Origin of the sequence: Tellurirhabdus bombi (genome assembly GCF_021484805.1) — a bacterium.
GTDB classification, from domain to species: domain Bacteria; phylum Bacteroidota; class Bacteroidia; order Cytophagales; family Spirosomataceae; genus Tellurirhabdus; species Tellurirhabdus bombi.
Genome location: NZ_CP090557.1, coordinates 821134 through 839120 on the forward strand (window position 1 = coordinate 821134; position 17987 = coordinate 839120).

The following is a 17987-nucleotide window of genomic DNA, read 5'->3' on the forward strand; positions in this document are numbered from 1 at the left end:
ACCGGATAAGAATGGCAAAATTGATTCGCCTCTCAACCCATAAAGACTGGGACGACCTGCAACTGCTGGACGCTTTGGCCAACGATGATCGGCTTGCCTTGAGTGAGTTATACAATCGGTATTGGTATGCCTTGTTCCGCGTTGCCTATCAGAAAGCCAACTCGCGTGAAGTGGCTGAAGAGCTGGTTCAGGACTTATTCGTGGGACTCTGGCAAAAGCGAGCCACGCTCCGGGTACGGCAGGTAGAGCATTATCTTTTTTCGGCCATCAAGTATTCGGTCATTGATTTTATTCGGACGCAGTTGGTGCACGAAAAATTCCGGGAATACGAATATGCATTCGGACTTACCAGCGATATGCAAACCGACAACCAGCTTGCCTACAATGATTTGGTTGGCAGCATTGAAACCGAATTGATCAAACTCCCGTCCAAAACCCAGGAAGTGTTCCGCCTAAGTCGCTTCGATGGCCTCTCCATTCCTTCCATTGCGCAAACGCTGAACCTTTCGGAGAAAACAGTGGAGTATCACCTCTCAAAAGCCCTCAAAACGCTGCGGCTTCAGTTACAGGATTTTGTTTTTCTTCTTCTACTGGGCTATTTCCTTTAAAATCCCTATCATTTTTTAAAGAATAAATTAATTTGGGCGCCTTCCCAAACATAACTATTCAGCTATTTTTTAAAATGATTTAGGGCAAATAGGGCCTTATAACGACATCTACACGAATCGGTTGTCTTTTCACCACTCGGTTACGATGTCAAACGAAGAATTCGCGCAGTTGCTGCGCAAGTACCACAAGCAGGCATGTAGTCCGGAGGAACTTCGGCTCATTGATCATTGGTATGATCGACTCAACCGGGAGGTTGAACCCCTCCTGAACGACGATGAACGACTGGCGCTAAAGCAATACCTTTGGCACCGCATTGAAGAGCGGATTGGCGCGGCCCTTCCCGCCGACCTGCCTGAACCAAAGTCCCATCGCCCTAACTGGCTGCGGCGCTGGGCCGCTGTGGCCGCCGTTGCCTTTTTGGTGGGGGCCACCGCCCTGCTGGTCTACCAGTTTCAAACCGAGTCTGTTTCGCTTCCTGCCCTCGCTACCGGACAGCCGAGTAATACGATTGAGCAAGCCAACAAAACGAACGTCACGCAAAAGATTTCCCTACCAGACGGCAGCAAAATCGAGCTGCAACCTAAGAGCCAGATTCGCTACGCGGTTACCGCAGCGTCGCCCAAGCGAGAAGTCTGGCTAACGGGCAGCGCCTTTTTCCAGGTTGCAAAAGACATTCACCGGCCTTTTATGGTCTATACCGGCAAGGTAGTCACGCAGGTACTTGGCACTAGTTTTTGCGTAAATGCCCCAAAAAATGCCTCTGCCGTTGAAGTATCCGTACGCACCGGACGGGTCTCCGTTTCGCGGCGAAATAACCCGACAGAGAACGATTCAGAAACGAGCAAAAGAGGAACAGGCGTGGTGCTTACGCCCAATCAGAAAGTCACCTTTTTTGCGGAAGAAAGCCGCTGGATTACCAGCCTGGTGGCCGAACCTCGACCCATTCAAACCGAAAATGGACCCGTGCCCACCAGCTTTGCTTTCGATGAAAGTCCGCTGTCGGAGGTGCTGCAAAAATTACAGAAAGAATACGGCATCGACATTGTTGTGGCGGGAGAGCCACTCGAAACCTGCCGCTTTACGGGGGATATTTCCCAACAGCCGCTTTATACCAAATTGGAATTGATCTGCCGCTCCATCAATGCGCATTATGAGGTGCTGGGAACGAGCATCGTCATTAGTGGCGCTGGCTGCCAGACGGAATAACTAACTTTTATCAAACTCCTGACTAACCCCAAACGCTACGCCTATGAATCGATAAAACTACTCTTCTAAGAAAGCTGACCATGCGCCAACACGGCCAGCCTAAAAAACGCCCCCTACCCTTTCGCAGGACTCATCCGCCAAGATGAGCGAGGGCCTGTTTTGTTGAAATCAGTCCGTTGTCTCCTACAAAACATTTCAAAAATATGCATTTTCCCCGAGAGTTCGGTTCGCTTATCCTAACCGTTATGAAGATCTCGTTTTTTCACATTTTCCTGTCTATCGTGCTGGCTGGAGCTTCTTACGCCCGTGAAACCACGGCGCAGGATTTGCTCCAACGTCCGGTTACCATCCGGGCAAAGGAGGTATCCATGAAGGTCGTTCTGCGCGAGCTGGAACGTCTGGCTGATGTGCAGTTTGTTTACAGTCCCAACACCATTACGGCGAAGCAGAAAGTTTCGCTTAGCGTTACGAATCAACAGCTTTCGGTGGCGCTGGAGTCGCTGCTCAAGCCGCTGGGCTTATCGTATCAGGTAATTGGCGGCCAGATTTTACTAACGACCAAACCCCAATCCCCCAGCTCAAATTCCTCGGCTCAACAGACAAACGAGCCGGCTAATACAGATTTGGCTCAACCAACTGACCGAGCCATTACCGGAACGGTCACCGACGAAAAAGGCGAAGTGTTGCCGGGGGTCAGTATTTTGATCAAAGGCGCGCAACGGGGTGCCACAACCAATGCCGAAGGCCAGTTTCGCATCAACATTCCAAACGACGAGACCACGCTGGTGTTTAGTTTTGTCGGTTATCTGTCGCAGGAAATGGCGGTGGGCAATCGCAATACCCTCAACGTGATTCTGCAAACCGACGAAAAATCACTGGAAGAAGTGGTCGTGGTTGGATACGGTACCCAGAAGAAAAGCGAACAGACGGCGGCCATCAGCACCGTTAGTGGCAAAGACATCGTGAAATCGCCGGTTACCGATGCGTCTAACTCACTCATTGGCCGGGTGCCCGGTTTGTTTGCCCAACAGACGAGTGGCCGCCCCGGTATGAACGGAGCGAACATTACCATTCGCGGTCGGGCTTCCACCAACTCAGCCGCGCTGATCATTGTCGATGGCGTTGAACGCCAGAGCTTTGGCGACATCGACCCAAACGAAATTGAATCAATCTCCGTCCTGAAAGATGCTTCATCGACGGCCCTGTTTGGGATCAAAGGGGCCAACGGGGTTATCATCGTGACGACCAAATCGGGAAAAACAGGCAAGCCCCGCGTCTCTTATTCGGGGAACGTCGGGATTGTCAGCTACACCCAGGTGCCCGAATTTCTGGACGCCTACACCAGCGCGATGCTGCACAATGAAGGCGAAGAAAACCTGATCAAATACGGGCTGGTGCCTTCCACCTACCAGAAAACTTTTACGGCGCAGGATTTGCAAACCTACAAGGAGGGCACCGGCGACCGACTGTTATACCCCAACACCAACTGGTTTAAGGAACTTACCCGGCCCAACTGGTTGCGAACGCAGCACAACCTTAACTTTACGGGTGGATCCAAGGCGATCAAATATTTTGTTTCGTTGGCCTACCTGTACGAAGATGGCGGTTTTAAAAACTTCGACACGCCCTCCGGCTATAACACAAACCCTTCCTACACGCGCTACAACTTCCGGTCTAATCTGGATTTCAACCTAACCAAAACGACCACGCTGAGTCTACGGCTTGGCGGACGGCTGGAAAATCGATACACGTTTGTTGCCAATGCCGACAACGGCGACTTCCGCCGACGTTTTGAAAGTGGCCCGGAATACCTGATGACACGGATGTATGCCATTCCGGCCTGGGCCATTCCGTTCTACCCGGAATACACAAATCCGCAAACCCCTGAAGGACAAAAGCTTGACGACACCTACAACCAGATTGAAGACTTTGGCCGCGTGGGCGTCAACACCTTCAACCCCTACGCCGTTATGAAGCGTAATGGGTACGTTGATTACGACAACAATGCCATCGAAAGCGTTTTTGTACTGGATCAGAAACTAGACGGGATCACCAAAGGACTCGGGGCCAAAGTTACGTTTGGGTATGACGCCTACGTGGCCGGGGTGCGGCTCCAGAATGGTAGCTACGCCGCTTATAACGTTGACCGGGCCACGCAATCGCTGGTGCTGGCCAGAGCGTCTTTTGAGGACCCTTTGCGCGCTGTTTCTTCCCAGAACTACGGTTATATTAAAACCAACTTGCAGGTGGCACTGAACTACGCCCGCAACTTTGGCAAACACGGGGTTACGGCGGTGGCGGTTGGGCAGCGCGAACTGCGGGGAGCCGAAGGCACTCAGGCTCCTTTCGCCAATGAGGGGGTTGTTTTAAGAGCGACGTACAACTACGCCGGACGTTACTTTTTTGAGCTGAATGGCTCGTACAACGGTTCGGAAAACTACCCGAAAAACAACCGCTACGGTCTCTTTCCTGCCGTGTCGGCTGGCTGGACGATCAGCGAAGAGAAATTCATGAAAAGCCTGACCTGGCTCGACCACCTGAAAGTGCGCGGTTCCTACGGTCTGATTGGGTACGGCAACGTGGGCGGAACCCGTTTCCTCTATCTGGATGAATATTCAAACGGCGGCTCCGACCCAGCGGCGGGGGCCAACTCGATTCCCAACCGCCGGGTACGCTTCGGAACGGCCAGCGCCAATGTGCTTTATCCGGTTGTCTGGCATAGCCGGGCGGGGAATCCTGATGTAACGTGGGAGAAATCCATCAAACGCAATTTTGGGGTCGAAGCGGCCTTTTTTAAGAACCGGCTATCCGTAACGGCTGACATTTTTGACGAGAAACGATACGACATTCTGCTGGCCCGAAACAACTCAGCGCCCGTTATTTACGGCGAATCGCTGCCGTCCAGTAACTACGGCGAAAACTACAACAAAGGGTATGAATTTGAAATTAGCTTCCGCAATAACTCCGGCGACCTTCGCTACGGGTTCAACGCCCAGTTTACGCACGCCAAAAACAAAATTGTCCAAACAGACGAACCGGCTAACCTGCCCGCTAACCAGAAATCGACGGGGCAGAGCATCGGCCAGTTCCGGGGATACAAGGTAATTGGCTTCTACCAGAGCCTGGACGATATCGCCAACAGCCCGACCAGCATGGTAAACGGAACCGTAATTCCGGGTGACTTGAAGTTTGCCGATCTGGCCGGTGGACCTGATGGCGGGCCGGACGGCATTGTTGACGATCAGGACCGCATCCCCATTGGGTATGCCGACATTCCTCAGAACGTGTTTGGGATTGAGCCGAACCTGGGTTACAAAGGCTTCTCGATTTCGGCCCTCTTTCAGGGTGTTACCAAGGTGAACTCCAACGTGTTTTTTGGCGGTGGCAACTATTATTCCAGCATGCTGGGCCGGTGGACGCCCGAAAACGCCGAAAATGCTACCTGGCCAGCGATTCGCCCCCGTTCAACGCCCGCACCGAGCTATTCCTTCAACGATTTCCTGATGCAGGATGCCAGCTATGTCAAACTGCGGAACATCGAGATTGGCTACGCCCTGCCTGCTTCCATTACGAAAAAACTGAAAGTGGAAACGCTGCGGGTATATGTCAACGGGCAAAACCTGTATACCTGGACAAAATTTGTCGGCCTTGACCCGGAAAACAACCAGAATAGCGCCGTATCAAGCTCCTTTTTTGCGGGCCCGAACAACAGCATTCCGGTGACGAAAACTTTCAATGTTGGGGTGAATGTGCAGTTCTAAACCAAACGACCTGATGAAGAATTTAAAATATACCTTATTATTCCTACTGGTTACAACCACCTTTTCCTGCAAAGAGGACTTTCTGCAACGCGATCCCGGTGTAGCCATTGCGCAGGACGATGTGTTCCGCGACCCTGTTCTGGCCACGCGTTTTGCCGATAACACCTATAATTTTCTGCTTGATGATTATGGTCGCCTGAGTCTGGCCCAGGATTACAAAGGAACGACCGGCCAATTCACCGATGAGGCTATTTTTGGAGCTACCGATCTTAACCACGGCATTGTCACCATGAACCAGGGTAAGTTCCTGGATGGCAACTCAACCGATGTGACGGGTGTTTACAACCGGATGTATCAGGGTATCCGCAACGCCAATGTGATGCTGGCCAACGTCGATGCCGTGACCTGGACGGAAGCCCAGAATGGGAAGCTCATAAAGGCGCAACAGCTTTATCTGCGAGCCTTCTTTTATTTTGAGTTGGTTAAGCGTTTTGGGGGCGTCATTTTGCTGGACAAACCGCTGCAACAGACGGATAACCTCGATTTGCCCCGGAATACGTACGAAGAAACGGTTGCTTTTATCCTGAAGGATTTAGCCGATGCCGAATCCATTCTATCCACCGAAAGCTGGGGAACGTTCTACTCGCCCGAAAGCGACTGGGGTTCGGGCCACGGCGGGCGGGCTACGGTTGGCTCGGTGAAAGCCCTGCGGGCGCGGCTCCTTTTGCTGGATGCCAGCCCACTAAACAATTCTACCAATGATGCGGCAAAATGGCAGAAAGCGGCGGATGCTTCCAAAGCCATTATCGACATGGGCAGGTACAGTTTGCACAGCGATTACCGAACGCTACTGAACCAACCTACATCCTCCGAATACATCCTCATTAAGGTAAGACCCGCGCGTAATGGCAACGGTAGCTTTCTGGGCGACTTTCTTATTCCACCGAGTGCGGGGGGCGCGCAGGGCCAGTTAAATCCCACGCAGAACCACGTGGATTTGTACGAGATGAGCAACGGAAAACCTATTTCCGACCCTACTTCTGGCTACAATCCACAGGACCCGTACAAAAACCGCGACCCTCGTTTCTACGCCAATATTCTCTACAATGACATGACCTGGCAGAGCCGGCGGCTGGCCATGTGGGTCGATAACTCAACGACTCCGCCAACGTACGGCGCTGATTACCAACCCGGCTCGAATAGCTACACGCGGACTCGTTACTACGTTCGGAAGCTGTGGCCCGAAGCGGTTAGAGGGGGTCAGAATACATCGGCCATTCTCAACTTTGTTTTTTTCCGGTATGGCGAAGTGCTGCTCAACTATGCTGAGGCCCTTAACGAAGCGCAAGGTCCCGTTGCGGAGGTCTATACCTACATGAACCAAATCCGTACCCGCGCCGGAATGCCCGCCCTGCCGACAGGCCTGACTAAAAACCAGATGCGGGAGCGGATTCACAACGAGCGGGCCATAGAACTTGCTTTCGAGGAGTTTCGGTGGTGGGATATTCTACGGTGGAAAAAAGGCACTGAGATCATTCCAAAAACCATCAACGCGATGGACATCGAAAAAACGAAAACTGGCTTTAAGTATACCGTCATTGCCATGCCCGGTATTTATCAGCGGGTTTTCCAGGATCACATGCACCGGTACCCGATTCCTCGCAACGAGATTTTCAAAAGCAATGGTGTCCTCAAGCAAAATCCGGGCTGGTAAGACGCCCGGAACCAGCATCAATTTTTCTTAGCTGACTATCACGCATTGACCATGACCGACCATAAATTTTTCAAACTACTCCTAGGCCTGTTGCTGCTGCTTCAGGGCGTCGTGTTTGCGCAGGGCAAACAGGGAGGCAAAGCCAATTTTTCGGGGCGCATTACCGATCCGAATGATAAACCCGTCGCGGGTGCAACCGTGGCTGTGCAGGAAACCAACACGGAAGTACGCACGGACAAAGACGGTACTTTTTCCATCAAAGCAGGCCTCAACGACGTGCTGGTCATCAAACGCCAGGGATATGCCAGCCAGACGGTCACGATCCTCAGTGATGCCGACCTAACCGCTACGCTGCAACCGACACTCACGGATGCCGGCGAAGACGATGACGTGGTTATTCCGTTTGGCTCGCGGAAGAAACGCCAGATCAATGGCGCTACCGTTACGTACGATACCCGAAACTTGCCCCAGGTTCCCATCGGGTCGGCCAGTGCCACGCTGGCGGGCCGGATTCCCGGCTTGTATGTCCAGCAAACGGGTACGGCACCGGGCGGTGACGGGGCCAATTTTCAGATTCGGGGTCGCTCAACATTCGGGCCTAGCACGGTAGCCGTTTTGGTCGATGGCGTTCCCCGTGACTTTAACGACATTGACATCAACGAAGTTGAAAGCGTCACGGTCCTGAAAGATGCGGCTTCGCTGGCCTGGTATGGCTTGCGGAACGGCAACGGTGCGGTGCTGGTAAAAACCAAAAAGGGCAGTGCAACACAATCGAGCATTCGTTTTGATGTACAGGGCGGTTTGCAGATGCCGGAGAAAACGATTCGTTCGCTCAATTCGTATGATTACGCAACGCTTTACAACGAGGCTTCAGTAAACGATGGTGCCCAGCCCATTTATAACTCGGACGCGTTAAACGCCTACCAGAATAATTCGAACCCGTATCTGTTTCCCAACAATAACTATCAGAACGACTTTTTTAAGAATCAGGCGGCCTCCCAGCGGTACGTGCTATCGGCTGACGGAGGGAGCAACACGGTGCGGTATTTCGCGCTGGTCAGCTATTTTAATCAGGACGGTTTGTTCAAGAATACCCGCTCAGACGACTATAATTCGAACATGACGTTCAACCGGTTTAATTTCCGGGGAAATGTCGATTTCGATGTAAATCCGAATCTGAACATTAGCCTGAACGTGGCGGGGCGGTCTGAAAACCGGCGCCAACCCGGTGCTAATGAAGCCGGAACGCTACTAAGTTTACTCTACAATACTCCGCCGAACGCCTTCCCGATCCTGAACGAAGACGGTTCGTACGGTGGTTCGTCGCTGTACCAGAACAATCCGTTGGGTATACTCACGGACCGTGGCTACACCAGCACGGTTGTTCGCGAGATGCTGGCGACCCTTAACGTGCGGCAAAAACTCGATTTCTGGCTTGAAGGCTTGTCCGCTCACATCAATTTCAATTATGATGTTCAGGGAAATTATACGTCCGGGCTTAACCGCGACTATCAGGTCATTGATGCGACGGGAGCTTCTGCCGTTACGTTCCGAAATCAGGCTCCGTTGAGCTACCGGTCGGCGGCCTTCGCCAGCAGCAACCGCCGCAACGAAGCCTGGCTTGGGTTAGACTACGACCGTACGTTTGGCCGGCACGGTGTCAATGCCTCCGTACGCGGCTACCGCTACGTGAGCGCCGCGCCCGAACGGCTGGATTTCCGCGGCCAGGGTGTGTCCTCGCGGGTCGATTATTCGTATAACAACCGCTATTACCTCGGTTTTGTGGGTAGCTATTCCGGTTCCGAAAACTTCGCTCCCGGCCACCGCTACGGCTTTTTCCCGGCGGTTTCGGCGGGCTGGGTCATTTCGGACGAAGCCTTCCTGAAGCCCAATGCGATTCTGAGCTACCTGAAATTACGCGCCTCGTACGGACAAGCGGGCAGCAGCGACATTGGTGGTTCGCGGTTCCCGTTTGAGCGATTCTTCGCCCGGAATACGGGTGGCGGCGGCTACCTGTTCGGGACGGGTTTTTCGGCAACTACCTCGGCCAATGAAGTGTCCATTGCCAACCCGACCATCACCTGGGAAACGCTTACCACGCTCAATGCCGGTGTTGATTTCAAATTATTCAACCAAGCCCTTAACGCCTCGGTGGATGTTTTCCGCTCGAAACGAACCGGTATCCTAACACAATCGGCCATTCCCGGCATTCTGGGCCAGACGCTGACCGTCAACGCCGGTGAAGTCGAAAGCAAAGGCATTGATTTAGCTCTGGATTATACCAAAACGTTCAACCAGTTTACGGTATCGCTCTACGGAAACCTCATGGCTTCCCGGGATATTATTCTGGCCGAAAATGGTCAGGATGGTTTGCCGGAATACCAGCGCACGATTGGTCGGATTGTCGGCAGCCGGTTGGTGTTTGTTTCGGACGGTATTTTCCAGAATCAGGCCGAGATCGACAATAATCCCAAGCAGGTACTTTCGGGCAAGGTGGTTCCCGGCGATATTCGCTATAAAGATGTGGGTGGTATCGACGGCAATCCAGATGGCATAATTGACAACCTCGACCGGGTGCGGATCGACGAGCGCGATCAACCGAAAGCTTACTTTGGCTTCGGCACCGTTGTGAAGTATAAAATCTTTGACCTAAGCCTCCATTTTCAGGGCATAACGGGCCGTACCATTGATATTCAGGGTATTGTAAACTCTGGTCCTACCTCGCTGAACCAGGAAAGCCTGCGCCGCTGGACACCCGCCACCGCCAGCTCGGCCATCTACCCGCGTCTGGGTATTTCTGATCGGGCCAATAACACATCCGGTTCGGACTTCTGGCTAGCTTCGGGCGACTACCTGCGGCTGAAAAATATCGAGTTAGGTATGTCGCTGACCAACACCTTCCTGAATAGATATAACCTCAAAAATACGCGGTTCTACGTGGGTGGTTTTAACCTGTTTGCCTTCGATAAACTGGGCCTGGACATTGATCCTGAAATTCCGGGAGCGGGCCGGGGCAGCGCCTATCCTTACGTGAAAACAGTGTATGCCGGTTTACGCACTTCTTTTTAATCCGCTTTTATGAAAAAGATATATAGTCAACTCGTCGCCTTTCTGCTGCTAACGTCGCTGCTATCCTGCAAGGAGGATTTTCTGACGTTTCCTTACACGGACGGCAATATTCGTAACGAAAGCGAAATCTGGACCTCCGACCGCAACACGCGGGGTTTTATCAGCAACGCTTATTTCGGTATTCTCAACCGCTATAACCTGGACGGCAACGGCTCGCTCCTGGCCCAGGCCAGCGACGAGGCGGTGAACTCTAACCTGAGTTCGAACATCAATATTTTTAATAACGATACGTGGAGTTCGCTGCGCACCAATGACGATCAGTACAACAACATGTACAATTACATTCGGCGCACGAACATCTTTCTGGAGAACTCGCTGGGCAGTGGCGTAACACCCGCCTCCGACATTCCCGGTTTGCGGGGTGAGGCGTATTTTTTACGCGCTCTCTACCATTTTGAGTTGATGAAACGATACGGCCCGATTGTGGTTGTAACGCGCTCGTTCACTATTGACCAGGACCTGGATTTGCCCAGAAATACCCTGGACGAAGTCGTAGCGCAGATTGTTACCGATTGCGATTCGGCAGCGGCGGTGCTGACACCGGCCATTGTCGACCAGGCGTCGGGCGATAAAGGGCGGGCTACCCAAACCGCCGCGCTGGCGCTCAAAGCCCGCACGCTGCTGTATGCCGCCAGTCCGCTGAACAATCCGACCGGCGATGCCACCAAATGGCAGCGGGCCGCTGATGCCGCCAAAGCCATCATCGACTTGAAAAAGCACTCGCTCCTGACCCAGGCGCAGCTTCCGAACCTCTGGAATTATGGCAGTCAGGCGTATAATGCTGAGGTTATTTTTGCCAGCCAGTCGGACAACAACAACACGCTGGAGCTGAACAACGCGCCCATCAGCTACGACGGGGCGCGGGGCCGCACCAACCCGACGCAGGAGCTAGTTGATGCCTTCGACGTGCGCTCAACAGGCAAGCCCATCACCGACGCAACATCGGGTTATAATCCGGCGAATCCGTACAACGACCGCGACCCCCGCCTGAACCTGTTCATTATCACCAACAACACGAACTTCAAAGGAAAACCCGTTGAGACCTTCGAAGGAGGAAAAGATAACGTGCCCATCAACGTCAATAACACCAAGACGGGTTATTACATGCGGAAATTCATGAGCGAAGGCGCTTTCTGGGGCGTTGGGACGGCGGTGAACGTGCGGCGGCCCTGGGTGCTGTTCCGGTATGCCGAAGTGCTGCTGAATTACGCCGAGGCGCTGAATGAAGCGCAGGGTCCCGTTGCCGACGTGTATACCTTTGTCAATCAGGTGCGCGCGCGGGTAACCATGCCCGCCCTCCCTGCCGGACTCACCAAAGACCAGATGCGGGAGCGGATTCAGAAAGAACGCCAGGTCGAGCTTTGCTTCGAAGACCACCGCTTTTTTGATGTTCGCCGCTGGAAAAAAGGCGAGCAGCTTTTCAACCGGCCTGTGTCGGGAATGCGGATTACAAAAAATGGCACGGCCTTGACGTATCAGCGCTTCCAGGTAGAAAACCGCATTTTCAACGAAAAAATGTACCGTTTTCCAATTCCGCAAACCGAGCTAAACAAAGCCCCGAAAAACCTGCGGCAGAATCCAGGCTGGTAAAAACCAGGTTATCTAAACAGGATTTTCCCGAGACAAAATCGCTGTTTTATTTATTTCGATAAAGTTACCAAGAACGGTTAGGTAATCCAGCAAAACGGACAGCCTAGCCGTTTTTTTGTAGCCTTCCCCGCGTAAGCGCCTACAAATCAACCTATACGCTTTGAAAAGTAATGGATTTTCAGCATATTTGATTTGAATCACCCTCCCTTACCTGATGCGGTTATTTGTTCGACATTCTACCGATGAAGCGTTAATTGAAGGCATTCGGCACGGGGGAACCCGGCGACGATTCTGCGAAGATCGCCTTTATCAAAAGTATGTTTACTTCATCCATGGAGGTGTCCTTAGGCATCAACTCTCCGAAGACGATTCTGCCAGCGCTTACGCCGATGCCATCCTGACTGTTATTGAAAAAACCTGCGGCGGCAGCTTCGCTGGAAGTTCGGAGCTAAAAACGGACCTTTATCGGACTTTTGCGAACAAATGCACGGACCTCCTCCACCAAAGAACAACCAGTCAATCTGGCTTTCATCAAGAGGATTTACGGAATGATCTTCTCTTGCCCTTACCCGACGAAGCGCGGGCGGTAGTGCATCAGTTTATGGCTCGGCAGGAGGTTGATATACTCAAAACCAGACTCTACCGAATGAGCGAAAAATGCCGGGATCAACTACTGATCTGGGGCGAAGGCATCTCGGATGACGAAATCGCGCAACAAATGAATTACAAGACGGCGGCGCTGGCTAAAACGAGTCGTTTGCAGTGTTTAGCCCAGCTAGGCACGGCTGATAAAACGGAACCAACCAACGATCTGGCAACCATTGACGACTATTTTGCGGATCATTTGTCAGTAGCAGAACGGGCCCGTTTGGAAACCAGACTGCAAGCAGACCCGATCCTGGCGGAAAAGGCAGCTTTCTACGTTCAGGTTCGGCAAATCGCCCGAAGCGAAGCCCGCGCCCGTCGGCTGGCCGAATTGGATGAATTGCGTCCCCGGTCTCGCAAGCGGCAGCTCCCCATCGGGATTTACGCCTCGGCTATTGCCTGTCTGTTCTTGCTGGCGAGTTTGGGACAATGGCTTTCCCTACGAAAAACAACCACCGCAGAGGCGCTGGCAAACCAGTTTATTGAGCAGCATTTTGACAAACTTTCCAACACGCTGGCTGTCCAGTCTGATAGCATTCAGACCGGGATTCGCTTTTTCAGTGCAGGGAAATTCACCGAAGCCGAACGCATTTTCTCCAATCTTCTGGAACAGGCTCCTGACGATGAAAACCTGCTGAAACTTGGTGGCCTTGTTTCCCTCCGGGCGGGCAATCATGCCCAAGCCATTGCCTGCTTCGACCGCCTCGGCCAGCGGTCTGACTCGTTTGCCAATCAGGAAATCTTTTACGAAGCCATTACGTACTTGAAACAGGGGCAACCGAATACTAAAAACACGGCCAAAGAATTGCTTCAGCGGGTTATTCAGGAGAATTTGGAGGGTAAAGACGAAGCCGAGCGGTTGCTTAGAAAACTGTAGATTCATTCTTTCTCTTTCAGGGCGAAAACGTGGGTTTCTTTTCGACATTTGTATCTGCTTTCCAGTCGTTTTCTGGCTGTTGGGCCACGCCGTAGGGGTAAAACTCAAATCAATTGTCTTCCCGATGTAGCTACGCGGCTCAACGATGTAACTGATTAATTTTTACTTATTTTATCAACCATTCCTTAACCAACTTATGCTTTTGCAATCATGCAAGCTACTATTCCTTCAACCTTTTCACCGGCCGTAAGCAGTACCCGCATTCCCACCTACATTTACGCCGTCGTTTTTTCGTCTCTCTGCATTGTTTGGGGGTTGCTTTGGGACATTATGTGGCACATTAGCATTGGCCGCGATGGACTTTTTGCGCCGCCGCATTTGCTGATGTACGTAGGTGCCGTAGTTGCTGGGCTGTTTTCCGGGTTCAAAATTCTCCAGTTAACTTTTCAGAAAAACCACCCGGGCCGGGCTGAGTCGGTAAAATTCTGGGGCTTTTTTCACGGCTCGCTGGGGGCCTTGTATTGCGTATGGGGCGCCCTGGCCATGCTGACTTCCGCGCCTTTCGACGACTGGTGGCACAACACCTACGGCCTTGATGTCCAGATTCTAACGCCTCCGCACACGATCCTGCTGGTCGGTATGATGATTGTGCAATTTGGGGCGATGATTGGTGTCCTGGCACTGCAAAACCGGTCTGTCAAATCTAGTGAACTCGTAACCTCAGGCGAAGCACAGCAACTGCGCTGGTTATTTGCCATTGCGGCGGGGCTGCTCCTGAGCATCCTGTACATCATGCTTTCCGAAAAAATGGGTGCCTGGGCTTCACACCATTCATCGGCTTACATCACGATGGGTATTGCTTTTCCGTTTTATTTGCTGGCGGTCGGACGGGCGTCCATGCTGCGATACCCGATTACCATTACGGCGGCGGTTTACATGCTGACCTTACTAGCTCCCAATTGGATTCTGCCTCTTTTTCCCGCTACTCCCCGACTAGGCCCCGTGCTGAACCCAATCACGACCTATCAAGCTTTCGCCTTTCCGCTGCTGCTGGTGATTCCGGCGTTTTTTCTGGATAAACTAATGCACCGCTTCGACGGCAAACTCAACGACTGGCTTCTGGCGGCTTTGGTAGCCATCGTTTTCATCGGGATTGCAGTAGCAGTTCAATGGCCTTTCGGCGGTTTCCTGAAAGAATCTCCCTACGCCCGAAACTGGTTCTTCTTTGCCGATGCCCTTCCTTACGACAACAATCCAGCTTCAAAATACCGCTATCACTTCCACCCCTACTGGCTCGAAAGTACGGCCAGCTTTCTGCAAGGTATCGGCATTGCCCTGGTATCGGCTTTTTTGTCGGCGCGGATTGGTCTGGCTTGGGGTTCCTGGATGAAACGAGTACAACGCTAACGAACGTATTTTCATGAAAAATCAATTAATAAGCAAGACGAATACCATTCGGTTTTTGCTTGGTCTACTCTTCGTTTTAGCGTATTCCCGACCCGCTACGGCCCACGTCGGTAGTCCGGGGGTCATTGTCCAGAAGCAGGCCGGAAAGTATCAGGTAATGGTCAGTGTTGAACCACCCGATGTGGTACCGGGAACGGCCAAAATCACCGTTTTTGTCGAACAGGGCAAAGCAACCAGCATTCAGGCCAGACCCATTTATTTCCTCTCTGGCGATGAAGGAGCACCCATTCACGATGAACTGAAAGCCCTGGCGGGAAACCGTTTTGAGGGCGAAGTCTGGCTAATGGACAGCGGTTCCTCCAGCGTTGAACTGCAACTGGATGGCCCCGATGGCAAGGCGACCCTGGTTGCTCCGCTTATGTCGGTGGCCACCGCCACGCGCGACATGCCCACCGGCACCGGCACCGGACTGGCCGCCCTCGGCGTTCTTCTGGTGGTGCTGATGATTACGATCATTGGTTCCAGTCTATCCGATGGTACGCTTGAACCAGGCCAGTCGATGTCCGCACTGCTTCGTCGGAAACGGTGGCTGGGCATGGGCATCGCCACGGTAGTTATGGGCCTGATTCTGACGGGCTGGCGTTCGTGGTGGACGAGCACCGCCGACGATTACCGCCAGTATAACCTTTATAAACCACTGCCCATTCAGGCGTCAGCTACACTAGTCGATGGACAAACGCGCCTGCGTATTCAACTGGATACCACGGGTTATGGCAAGAGTTGGCAGAAACGTCGATCATTTAGCTTTGTCATCCCCGATCACGGAAAATTAATGCACGCTTTTCTGGTTCGTATGCCGGGTTTGGACGCCTTTGCGCACCTGCATCCCGAACGCCGTGACACGGTTCATTTTGAGTCGAACCTGCCGAATTTGCCGGGTGGTCGCTACCTGCTGTACGCTGATGTTGTTTACCGCAGTGGTTTTGCAGAAACCCTGACCGATACGGTTGATATTCCGTCCGTGAAGGTGTCGGCGGCCCAGGCCGCCAAACGCACTCCAACTGATTTGGATGATAGCTGGTCGATTACCGAGCCTATGGGCGTCAAATCGAACGCGGTTGGCACGCCGCACCTAGATGACGACATGATTTTGTGCGGAAAACCGAGTGCCAGCGCCAAACTGGACGACGGCACCACCATGTTCTGGAACGACAAACCTGCCACGGTCGAAGCGGGTAAGTTATACACCTTGAAATTTGCCGTAGCCAACGAAAAAGGCTCCCCGGCGGCCCTGGAGCCTTATCTGGGCATGGGCGGCCACGCGGCCATCCTGCGCTCTGATGGAACAGTTTACATTCATTTGCATCCCGTAGGAACATACTCGATGGCCGCCGAAGAATCGCTGGTGGGGCGGATTGCCGATACGTCCCGCATATTCCGCTATCCAGATCCGAAACAATTTCGCGATAGCGTGGACGCGTATGTCACCCACCTGAGCCAGTTACCCGAAGCCGAAAAAAACAAGCAGTTGCAAACCGCCATGCCCGGTATGAGTCATCCGATGAAGGTGGCCAACATGGTTGAATTTCCGTACGCTTTCCCTCGCTCGGGGCATTACCGCATCTGGGTGCAGGTCAAACGGAACGGAAAAGTCCTAACCGGCGTATTCGATACGCAGGTGAAAGAAAGTCTGTTGTAAAGTAGGATGAATGGGCTAGTTTAGCTGCTTTGCTTGTTTTTTAGTCGAATGCGCATAATTTAGAGCTTCATTTACCAGGAGTTCTGCTTTATGCGCTTATTTTTTTCTCTTTGTTTATGGATCGGTCTATCTCCTGCTTTCGCCCAAACCAAGAAAAATACAGCTCCGTTGGGAGGACAGATCATTTATGAACAATATTGCTTATCCTGCCATCTGGCCGATGGTTCCGGCGTACCCGGCCTCAATCCACCGCTGAAACAAAGCGACTGGGTAACGGGGGATAAAACGCGACTGATCAATGTCATTCTGAATGGTTTACAGGAAGCAATTGAAATCAATGGCGAGACGTACGACAACGTGATGCCTGCCCACGATTTCCTATCAGACAAAGAAATTTCTGACGTACTGACGTTTATTCGCAGTAGTTTTAACAACAAGGCTGAACCCATAACCGTCGAGGAAGTCAAAAAAGTACGCAGTGCTAAATAACCCAATCAATTACCTAAACTCATGAACCTACGAATTGTACTTTTTTTATCGTTATTGCTTTCAACGGCGACGTTATGGGCTCAGCCCGCGTCTCCTGTTGGTCTGCAATTGTATAGCTTTCGGGATGCCTTTAAAAAGGATGTTCCCGGTACGCTGGCCAAGGTAAAAGCCATGGGTTTTCGGGAGGTAGAAACCGCCGGGAATTACGGCATGCCGTGGCCGGAATACAAAAAATTACTGCAGCAATATGGTCTGAAAGTCATCTGCACGGGCGCTGATTTCAACGATTTAGAACGCAATGTCCCCAAAGTCCTGGCTCAGGCGAAAGAATTAGACGCCAAATACGTCACCTGCACCTGGATTCCGCACAACGAAGATACCTTCACCGCTTACGACGCCCAGCGGGCAGCCGATGTATTCAACACGGCGGGACGCTTACTGAAAGAAAATGGCATTTCGCTGGTGTATCACCTCCACGGCTACGAGTTCCAGCCCTACAAAGACGGCACCTTCTTCGACTATTTCGTCGAAAATTTCGAGCCAAAATACGTCAATTTTGAGATGGACGTATTTTGGGTAAAGCATCCCGGTCAGGATCCAACAGCGTTGATCCAGAAGTACCCGAAGCGGTTTCCGCTGGTGCACCTCAAAGACCGCAAGCCCGGTACGCCCGGCAACAACACCGGCCACGTCGATGTTGAAACGAACGTCACGCTGGGCCAGGGAGACATCGGCATTGCGGAGTTCATGAAAGCCGCCCGCAAAGCCGGAGTCAAGCATTATTTTATCGAAGACGAATCGTCCCGCGCCCAGGAGCAGGTTCCGGCCAGCGTGGCTTTTCTACGGAAACAGAAATAAGCG

11 protein-coding genes are annotated in these 17987 nt (G+C 52.4%); all 11 read left to right on the forward strand.

Features of this window, described 5'->3' with window-relative positions:
* The first annotated feature begins 11 nt into the window (after window positions 1-11).
* The 11 genes from L0Y31_RS03615 to L0Y31_RS03665 all read left to right on the forward strand — a co-directional run bounded on the left by L0Y31_RS03615 (window position 12) and on the right by L0Y31_RS03665 (window position 17984).
* Complete coding sequence (locus L0Y31_RS03615) at window positions 12-608, forward strand: RNA polymerase sigma-70 factor (protein ID WP_234735771.1); 597 nt, start codon at window positions 12-14, stop codon at window positions 606-608.
* Between the two features lie 145 nt (window positions 609-753).
* On the forward strand, window positions 754-1815 hold the full coding sequence (locus tag L0Y31_RS03620; protein WP_234735772.1) for a FecR family protein: 1062 nt from the start codon (window positions 754-756) through the stop codon (window positions 1813-1815).
* Between the two features lie 245 nt (window positions 1816-2060).
* Window positions 2061-5576, forward strand: a complete 3516-nt coding sequence (locus L0Y31_RS03625; RefSeq protein WP_234735773.1) for a TonB-dependent receptor — start codon at window positions 2061-2063, stop codon at window positions 5574-5576.
* Between the two features lie 13 nt (window positions 5577-5589).
* Window positions 5590-7290, forward strand: a complete 1701-nt coding sequence (locus tag L0Y31_RS03630; RefSeq protein WP_234735774.1) for a RagB/SusD family nutrient uptake outer membrane protein — start codon at window positions 5590-5592, stop codon at window positions 7288-7290.
* A 51-nt stretch (window positions 7291-7341) separates the two neighbouring features.
* Window positions 7342-10359 carry a SusC/RagA family TonB-linked outer membrane protein gene (locus L0Y31_RS03635; RefSeq protein ID WP_234735775.1) on the forward strand — a complete coding sequence of 1006 codons (3018 nt, stop codon included), beginning with the start codon at window positions 7342-7344 and terminating at the stop codon, window positions 10357-10359.
* Between the two features lie 9 nt (window positions 10360-10368).
* On the forward strand, window positions 10369-12009 hold the full coding sequence (locus L0Y31_RS03640) for a RagB/SusD family nutrient uptake outer membrane protein (protein WP_234735776.1): 1641 nt from the start codon (window positions 10369-10371) through the stop codon (window positions 12007-12009).
* A 214-nt stretch (window positions 12010-12223) separates the two neighbouring features.
* Window positions 12224-13531 (forward strand): RNA polymerase sigma factor, encoded by a 1308-nt coding sequence (locus tag L0Y31_RS03645; RefSeq protein WP_234735777.1) that lies wholly within the window; start codon window positions 12224-12226, stop codon window positions 13529-13531.
* Between the two features lie 210 nt (window positions 13532-13741).
* Window positions 13742-14938 carry a hypothetical protein gene (locus L0Y31_RS03650; RefSeq protein WP_234735778.1) on the forward strand — a complete coding sequence of 399 codons (1197 nt, stop codon included), beginning with the start codon at window positions 13742-13744 and terminating at the stop codon, window positions 14936-14938.
* A 13-nt stretch (window positions 14939-14951) separates the two neighbouring features.
* Complete coding sequence (locus tag L0Y31_RS03655; protein WP_234735779.1) at window positions 14952-16637, forward strand: hypothetical protein; 1686 nt, start codon at window positions 14952-14954, stop codon at window positions 16635-16637.
* Window positions 16638-16727: 90 nt separating this feature from the next.
* Window positions 16728-17126, forward strand: coding sequence for a c-type cytochrome (locus tag L0Y31_RS03660; RefSeq protein ID WP_234735780.1), 399 nt, complete (start codon window positions 16728-16730; stop codon window positions 17124-17126).
* A 21-nt stretch (window positions 17127-17147) separates the two neighbouring features.
* Window positions 17148-17984 (forward strand): sugar phosphate isomerase/epimerase family protein, encoded by an 837-nt coding sequence (locus L0Y31_RS03665; RefSeq protein WP_234735781.1) that lies wholly within the window; start codon window positions 17148-17150, stop codon window positions 17982-17984.
* The last annotated feature ends 3 nt before the right edge of the window (window positions 17985-17987 follow it).